This window comes from Aquaticitalea lipolytica (genome assembly GCF_014641635.1).
Lineage (GTDB): Bacteria > Bacteroidota > Bacteroidia > Flavobacteriales > Flavobacteriaceae > Aquaticitalea > Aquaticitalea lipolytica.
Genome location: NZ_BMIC01000021.1, coordinates 1 through 2,345, shown reverse-complemented (window position 1 = coordinate 2,345; position 2,345 = coordinate 1). Strand labels below are relative to the sequence as shown.

Annotated in this window: 3 protein-coding genes; 1 reads left to right on the top strand and 2 read right to left on the bottom strand. The window is 28.1% G+C overall.

The features are described 5' to 3' along the window. Positions 1 to 119 precede the first annotated feature (119 nt). On the bottom strand, positions 120 to 1,022 hold the full coding sequence (locus IEW41_RS14375; protein WP_188607072.1) for a hypothetical protein: 903 nt from the start codon (positions 1,020 to 1,022) through the stop codon (positions 120 to 122). Positions 1,023 to 1,251: 229 nt separating this feature from the next. On the opposite strand from IEW41_RS14375, the gene IEW41_RS14370 reads away from it, so the two are divergent. Beyond that, the gene (locus IEW41_RS14370; RefSeq protein ID WP_188607071.1) at positions 1,252 to 1,764 is read left to right on the top strand and encodes a hypothetical protein; all 513 of its coding nucleotides are present in this window, start codon (positions 1,252 to 1,254) and stop codon (positions 1,762 to 1,764) included. Between the two features lie 213 nt (positions 1,765 to 1,977). Here IEW41_RS14370 and IEW41_RS14365 read toward each other — a convergent pair. Next, on the bottom strand, positions 1,978 to 2,345 hold a 368-nt coding region (locus IEW41_RS14365), incomplete at its 5' end, for a hypothetical protein (protein ID WP_188607070.1).

Genomic DNA, 2,345 nt, shown 5'->3' with positions numbered 1-2,345 from the left:
AAGTGTTGATTTTGCTTCTAAGTAAAAACTTGAGTTCTGGTCCATCTCTGTTAGGGATAAAACCAGGCTGCATTTTCAGGGACTGATTATGTTCTACGAAGTGTGTCATTATATATGTTTTAATTACTTTTTTTGATTAATGATATCTTGTAATGATCTTCAGTTCTTATATCTATTAGAAGTTTAGACCCTTTCTTAATTTTATTCTTTAAAATATATTCAGCAAGTTGTTCTCTACTTTTATGTTCCTCTGTTACAGTAATTGGGTTTATATTACCATCCTCAAAAGCAATCTCAATTATTTTTGGTCTTTTAAAAACTACTATATCTCTGATTTGTTTTTCGACATTAGACAGGTACATAAGGTCTATATTTTTTTTATTATCAAATTCTAATAATATGATCTTTGATAATATCGGAACTATAGGAATACTTATCATTGACTTTTTGAGGTAGATACTATTCAATTCTAATATTAAGTCTTTCGGTTCATAATGAAATATGTAGTCATTAGTGTCGGGAACATAAAGGAGGTTATGTGGTAATTTAGACCTATAAAGTGCTGATTTAACCATATCAGTAAAAGGGTTAATAATAGTTCTGAAGTAATGTTCCATCAATAGCTCATTCTTTAAATGACTTTTTAGTTTATCAATCTCATGCTTGGGTAAATTATTAGGATTGTTATTGATATGATGCTCAAATACCGAATCAGCAAATTTATCTTCTCTTGGCTTTTGCCATACCAGATAAGCTAATTCTTCTAATTTATCAGAAGGAACTTTAAAATTAGTCAGTTCATTAACTATAGAAACCCAAACAGCTTGAGCAAGGTTTAATTTCACCCATTTAGATTTCGGCTCTTTATTAGTTTTATCAACTTGTTGAGCAGAAGCAAAGGGGATCAGCTTTTCTTTAATCCAATAATTAATGTTTTTAGAACTAACACCTAATTGACTAGGGTTTATATTTCTTTCTTCAAATACAGAATTTCCAATATGTTCAATGGTTTTTGTAGTCATATGATTAATCCATGGAGTAATTGTTGAGGTAAATATATAAAAAATAAGCTAAAAAGTTTTATATTTGAAAATAAGATAATAAAAATTAGATTGAACAAATATTAAAAAATTGTAAATCAAACAATTAAAATTAAAAAAATTTAATAAGAATAAAGTATACTAGTAGGTATATATTGGATGCACCTCAAGTAAATCATGAGTATAAACACTAATTAAAATTAAATAAATCATGGAAAATATCGCACAAGTATCAAAAAACATCACATTAAGTTTTAAGACCACAGCTGAAGAGAAAACCGCACTACAACAAATAGCCAATGAGAGAAATATCTCAAGATCAGAATTGATAGCCAGTCTAATTTATGCCTATAAATATAATTATGATTTTATAGGGAAGACATCTCCGAAGGAGGAAGAATTAAAACTACAATTAAAAGATATTGAGAAAGAAAATCGAAAATTAAATTTAGCTATAGAAAATGCAGAACACCGCATTGAAATGGAACAGAAGACAAACAGAAAATATATTAAGGAGCAACTAGAAATGAATAAAACCATTTTTGATTTACAAGACGAATTGAAAATTGCTCATGCTGAGATTAGCAGATTAAACGACGTATTGAATTTAAATAACGAGAATCATTCTAGTGATTATAATTCTGAATTATTATATAGCTCCATTGGCTCACTAATATTATCAGGATTAACACTATTTCTTATACCTTCTATTTTTAAGAGTTAAAGATTTTTAGAAAAAGTTTTACTAGCATTCAGATAAGTATGGTTTTAAAAGTATCAGAATCAAAAAAACATAATAGAAAGCAATTTAAATTTATAGTGTCACAGAATTTGGTCAAACAGTATAAAATTCTCTATTCACATAATTTCAAAAGTAATTGTTATCTAATTGTATTCTTCTTCTTGAAATACTATTAAAAAGTGTTGAAGTGCTTTTTTATCTATTTAGTTTTTTGGCTACAATATATTTAGGAGGCCATACTTTTGGTGCTCCATACGTTAAAGGGGCATTCAGCAAATAAAGGTAAGTAAAACAGGAATGCTGAATTTCAATTTCATCAATAAAAACTTGAGACCTATTAAATATATCTACTGCGCCTTTAACAGGAACGATAAACCCTTTCAATTGATATCCTGTTTCAACTTGCACATAGTTTGGAAGTGTATATTCTAGGCCGTCTATAATGGCTTTAAATCCATCAGGGCATAATACATAAGGAGGTTCTTTACCATATAATTGTTTTATTTTATCTAAATCTGCAAATCCCATAGGGACAATATCAAAGGGATTATAAACTCTTAAAC